This is a genomic window from Empedobacter sp. 225-1, assembly GCF_030328185.1.
Taxonomy (GTDB): Bacteria; Bacteroidota; Bacteroidia; order Flavobacteriales; family Weeksellaceae; genus Empedobacter; species Empedobacter stercoris.
The window spans coordinates 1-4,680 of record NZ_JACALO010000072.1; the positions used below are offsets into that span (position 1 = coordinate 1).

6 protein-coding genes are annotated in these 4,680 nt (G+C 28.3%); all 6 read right to left on the reverse strand.

Annotated elements, in window-relative coordinates; genetic code table 11:
• Positions 1-89: 89 nt before the first annotated feature.
• Positions 90-293 (reverse strand): hypothetical protein, encoded by a 204-nt coding sequence (locus HX088_RS13620; protein ID WP_286484441.1) that lies wholly within the window; start codon positions 291-293, stop codon positions 90-92.
• Between the two features lie 479 nt (positions 294-772).
• Positions 773-1,906, reverse strand: a complete 1,134-nt coding sequence (locus HX088_RS13625) for a S1C family serine protease (RefSeq protein ID WP_286484442.1) — start codon at positions 1,904-1,906, stop codon at positions 773-775.
• 271 nt (positions 1,907-2,177) lie between these two features.
• Complete coding sequence (locus HX088_RS13630) at positions 2,178-2,432, reverse strand: hypothetical protein (RefSeq protein WP_286484443.1); 255 nt, start codon at positions 2,430-2,432, stop codon at positions 2,178-2,180.
• Between the two features lie 13 nt (positions 2,433-2,445).
• Complete coding sequence (locus tag HX088_RS13635) at positions 2,446-3,189, reverse strand: hypothetical protein (protein ID WP_286484444.1); 744 nt, start codon at positions 3,187-3,189, stop codon at positions 2,446-2,448.
• Entirely contained in the window at positions 3,176-3,397 is a 222-nt protein-coding gene (locus tag HX088_RS13640) for a hypothetical protein (protein ID WP_286484445.1), read from the reverse strand. Before HX088_RS13640 ends, HX088_RS13635 begins: the two co-directional genes overlap by 14 nt.
• A gap of 236 nt (positions 3,398-3,633) precedes the next feature.
• Positions 3,634-4,416, reverse strand: coding sequence for an SH3 domain-containing protein (locus HX088_RS13645; RefSeq protein ID WP_121935588.1), 783 nt, complete (start codon positions 4,414-4,416; stop codon positions 3,634-3,636).
• Positions 4,417-4,680: the final 264 nt, after the last annotated feature.

Genomic DNA, 4,680 nt, shown 5'->3' on the forward strand with positions numbered 1-4,680 from the left:
TTAAAATGGCTTAAACGAGGTCAAATATTTTAAATTTTTATAAAAATTGGAGTTGTGCAACAGTTACCAATGTTAGCTGTAGTTGCAATTTAATTATTCTTAGAAATTATCTTTCTGAATATTACAATATCTTGTACTGTAACTGTATCTTTAATAATTTGATTAGATATTCCTTTATGTTTTTCACGAATTACTGTTTTTTCATTCCCTTTTACTTTCAATATTTTAATATCAGTCGGATATTTGTTTGTGTCAATCGGATTGAATTGTAAATAAAAAATTAAATATGTCAAAATAATTGCAATTAATCCAAATACAATTTTTGTGATGTTAGATTTTATAAATATTATCAACAAACATAGAATGCTAAGAATTATTGATGAATAATGTATTCCCCAAAAAAGATTGTAGTTTAATCGAGTAGTAAAAGTCCATTCGGGAAAAAATAAAGATTTTATTGAAGTAATAATTAAAATTCCCAAAAAGGAAATAAAAATAATTTTTAAAATTTTCATTAAAGTACTTAACTAAATTATCTTGTATTTATATGACTAAGTTTTGTTTTGCAATTACAGCTAACGGGCCGCGGCTTTGCGAGAGTGGCGGAAATTGAAGCGAAAAGTTTCAATTTAGCGACACGGTAAGCAAAAGCCAATTAATTGAATAAATTTAAGAAAAAAGTCAATATAATTGGCTTTTTGAGGAATAGAAAACCGAAACTTTCAATTAACCACGTCATCATCCATTGCGGCAACTCTTGTTTGCATCAGTATTATTTGGAGTTTATAATGTTTGTAAATACTGAATTAATCTCAAAATTACTATTTAGTTTTATATACATATCATAGGTGAATGTCTTACTTGCATTCCAACTATTCTTTTTGATTGTAAAGTCCATATATAGATTGATTAAAATAGAACCATCATAATCTCTATTCATTTTTATTGAGTTGTAATCAATTTTACATTTTGGGTAAGGATAGGTCTTCGCATAATTTTTATGGTCTGCAATAGCTTTCTGTTTAGAAAAGTTGAATTCGTTATAAAATCTAGTTAATCTATTTGCGAAAATTGTTTCTAGTCGTGCAAAGTCATTTTCACTTAAAGCCGTAAAATAGTTTTCAATTACTTGTATTGCTGTTTTATTAAAGTCGTGATTTTTCTGAACAGCAATTGGACTTCTTCTTATTTTATTCTCTCTATAAAAATCAAAATTTACTGTATTAAGTGCAAAATTTAAGTCAGCCTCGTTTAATCCCATTGTTGTTATTCCTATAACTTCCCCTTTATTATTAAATAATGCTCCACCACTGCTTCCGTGTGTTATTTGAGCGGTCGTTTGAATGTAATCCTCTCTAAACGCAGAAATTATTCCTTTTGACAAAGTTTGCTCTAACCCTTTTGGATTTCCAATAGCAAAACAATCTTCTCCAATTTCAGGGCTTATATTTGCAAAAACTACTGATTTAAAGTTATTATTTGTTGTATTTGAAATTTTGAAAACTATGAAATCTTTTTCTTTGCTATAATTTAAAATTTCGGTTATCATATAGCTTTTCCCATCATTAGTTTTAATAAGAGCCTGTTCTGCATCTTCGAAGACGTGATAATTTGAAACACCTATACCGTCTTCTCGAATAAAAAATCCGCTGCCTTGAGATGAGCTGTAATCATTACCAGCAAAAACAAGAAATACAGCGTCTTTATTTTCTCTAAATAATTCACTGAGACTATTATTTTCTTTTGTTAGTGGTTTGAGATTTTCTTTTTCACGAAGAGCAATTTCCCGTTCTCGTAATTCTAATTCTTTTTCTTTTATTTTCAACATTCTTTCATTATTGCTTGTACTGTTTTCTTTGCAAGAAATGAAAGGCACTAAGAATAAAAATAGTAAAATTCGTGTCATAGTTGCTTGCTAATATTGTTGCATAACGATTTGGGGCTTGTAGCAGTAGGGGATTAAAAGCACTACTGTTGAATTACCCACTAAAGCTGATTAGAAGTACACAGCTCAATTAAAGCACTTCTGCCCCTATTGCTACAAACCCTTGTTAGCAGAAGTGGCGAATTAAGGAAGCCTAAACTTTCGGTTTTTCACTGACTTTGCAAGTACAAAACCAACTTTAAATTAAGCCCAAAACCCGCCATTTTTGCAAACTGCTGTTAGCCGTTCGGTTTTATTCTTCTTTTGAATTTTTTATTAAATATGCTCCTGCAATTGCCATTAAGCCAAAATAAATGGGTGTTGCCGATGTAAAACCTGCACCTCCGTCTCCACTTACGTCATACCAACCACTCCAATTAGCACTTAAATTTGACATTTTTATAATATCACCGCTATCTCTCACTAACAGATTTATTGTAAACAATAAGACCGATAATATTGGTGGAAATAGTAAAATGTAACCGATTGTTTTTTGTGGGTTTTTCATAATTTATATTTGTTTAGTTAGTTATTACATTAGCACATTCAATTAGATAAGATTCTTCTTGAAATTTTTCGTAAACTTTTGGATAAAACCTTGATGCTGTAACTATCTTGTCTTTAGGTAATACAACTAAAAGTTCCTCATCAATAATGTCAAAATCTTCATTTTGTATTAACTCGCTTATAACTTTTATGTAAGGTGTTGTGAATTCTACTTTTTTAGTATCATCTTTTCTATATCCACTTATAATTGGTATTAACTCAAGTTGTTGTGTTAAAAGTGGTTTTGTAAGTCTCAAAATATATCCAACATAGACTTTATTATTATCTAAAGTAACCATTACCAATCTCTTAGAAAACTTTTTTTCATTAAGTGATAAATAATAAAGTTTTTCAAATTCATCACCCCATTTATCAATAACTTTCCACATCATTATATTAGTCGGAATTATTAAATTTAAGAATAAACCTAACAAAGGAGAAACAAGAAATGTAAGAAGAAAAAAGTTTAAGTTTTCAATATCTATTAAAATAAACTTACCTAAAAACTCTCTAAGATTTAAAAAGTGTTTTTTCAAGATATATGTGTCAATATAAGATGACACAATAATTAAAAATATACCTACAATTATAGAATGAAAAATCAATCTTTGTGTTTCAATTCTACTATGTTGAAATTTAGTATAATAAAAAATAGAAAGAAAAGTATAACCACCTAATAAAGGTAATAACAACAAATAGTTAAGTTCAACGTTTGGCATCCTCTAATTTAAAAGTTGTTAATTTTGATATTTTTTCTAATGTTTTTATTGCATCGTCTTTTTGACCTTTAAAAACATCTTTACTTCTAATATATACATCGCCTGATGAACTAACTTTTACTTTACTTTTATACGCTTTAACTATCCAGCCAAATTTCATATCTATATAGTTTTTAATTTTATCAAATATACTTAATTCTGTTGTCATTTTGTTTACGTCTTTTTTAGCACGTTACGCCAAACTGACGGCTAACGAGCCGAGTATTTGCGAAGAACGGGAGAGAAATTGAACAAAGTTCAAGTTCGTCCGTTCAAGCAAATTGCTTGGCTAAAACTAAATTAGTGTATTGTTTTAAGAAAAGCAATTTTGCGAGTGGAAAATTATGACAAAAAAGTTAGCCTTCAACCCGTTTTTTCGCAAATACCTTGTTAGCAGAAGTACTTTTAGTAAATTGTTAAATGATCTTTTAGAATCCAACCAATAGTTTTCTTTCCACTACTATTATAAAATTCAGTATAAACGAAATATTTAGATTCAGCAATTGAATTAATCATATCTCCATAGACCAAATAAGACGTTTTTTTACTATTTATATTAGGTGAGTTACAAAAATGAGTTTTCGAGGCAATTACCATATATTTTTTTTGTACATTTTTTTCATAATTATTATAAATAATCTCGTTTGAATTATTAGAATTACTTAGAAATCTACTATTTATATAACCTATGTTGTTTTCATAAGAATTTGAATATGAGTTATATGTTTTTACGATTACTTTATCCCAATAACCTACTTTGTTTAAAAATTTTATTTCTTCTCCGTATGATAGTTCACCAATAATATTATTACCTGTATTTGGAGTACTTCTAATGTTTACTTTTTGGGTATTTACATACTTCTTTGAACTATATCTAGAATTGTCAGAGTTGGAATAATTTGAGTTCTTTTTTGTTTCAGAATTATTATAGTTATTGTAATTAGAATTATTTGATGAACTATTTAATCTAGAGTTATTATAATTTGAATTATAATTTGGTTTATTGTATTCTAAGTTAGGATTATAATTTCCTGGATAACTATAATTGTCTGTTACAGTATTGTTAGGATAAGTTCTAACGTGAGGTCTTACATATGTTCCATCTTTTCTGTAATATCCTTTGACGTTTACTTGTGAAAATATGTAAATTGGAGTTATTAAAAAAAATATTAATAAAAATTTATTCATTTATTCAGGTTTAAAGTATTTCTGCTAACGTTTCGGGTATTGCCGAAGGCGGGGAATTTATGGCTGAAAGCTTAAATTCTGCACCGAGGCAAGCCAAAACGAATTTTTATGAGTTAAATTTAAGAAAAAAAACGAATAAAATTCGTTTTTGGCGGGATAGTAGGGTAGAAGTTGAGTTTTTTACTTTAGCCCCGCTTTTGGCAATACCTTGTTAGCTGTAGTGCGAGTTTAATATTTCGCTTAAACGCATATGATTTTCGTTAT

Excerpts from the sequence above, each read along its gene's own strand:
- HX088_RS13625 (WP_286484442.1), bottom strand. The coding sequence starts at position 1,906 with ATGACACGAATTTTACTATTTTTATTCTTAGTGCCTTTCATTTCTTGC.
- HX088_RS13630 (WP_286484443.1), bottom strand. The coding sequence starts at position 2,432 with ATGAAAAACCCACAAAAAACAATCGGTTACATTTTACTATTTCCACCA.
- HX088_RS13635 (WP_286484444.1), bottom strand. The coding sequence starts at position 3,189 with ATGCCAAACGTTGAACTTAACTATTTGTTGTTATTACCTTTATTAGGT.
- HX088_RS13640 (WP_286484445.1), bottom strand. The coding sequence starts at position 3,397 with ATGACAACAGAATTAAGTATATTTGATAAAATTAAAAACTATATAGAT.
- HX088_RS13645 (WP_121935588.1), bottom strand. The coding sequence starts at position 4,416 with ATGAATAAATTTTTATTAATATTTTTTTTAATAACTCCAATTTACATA.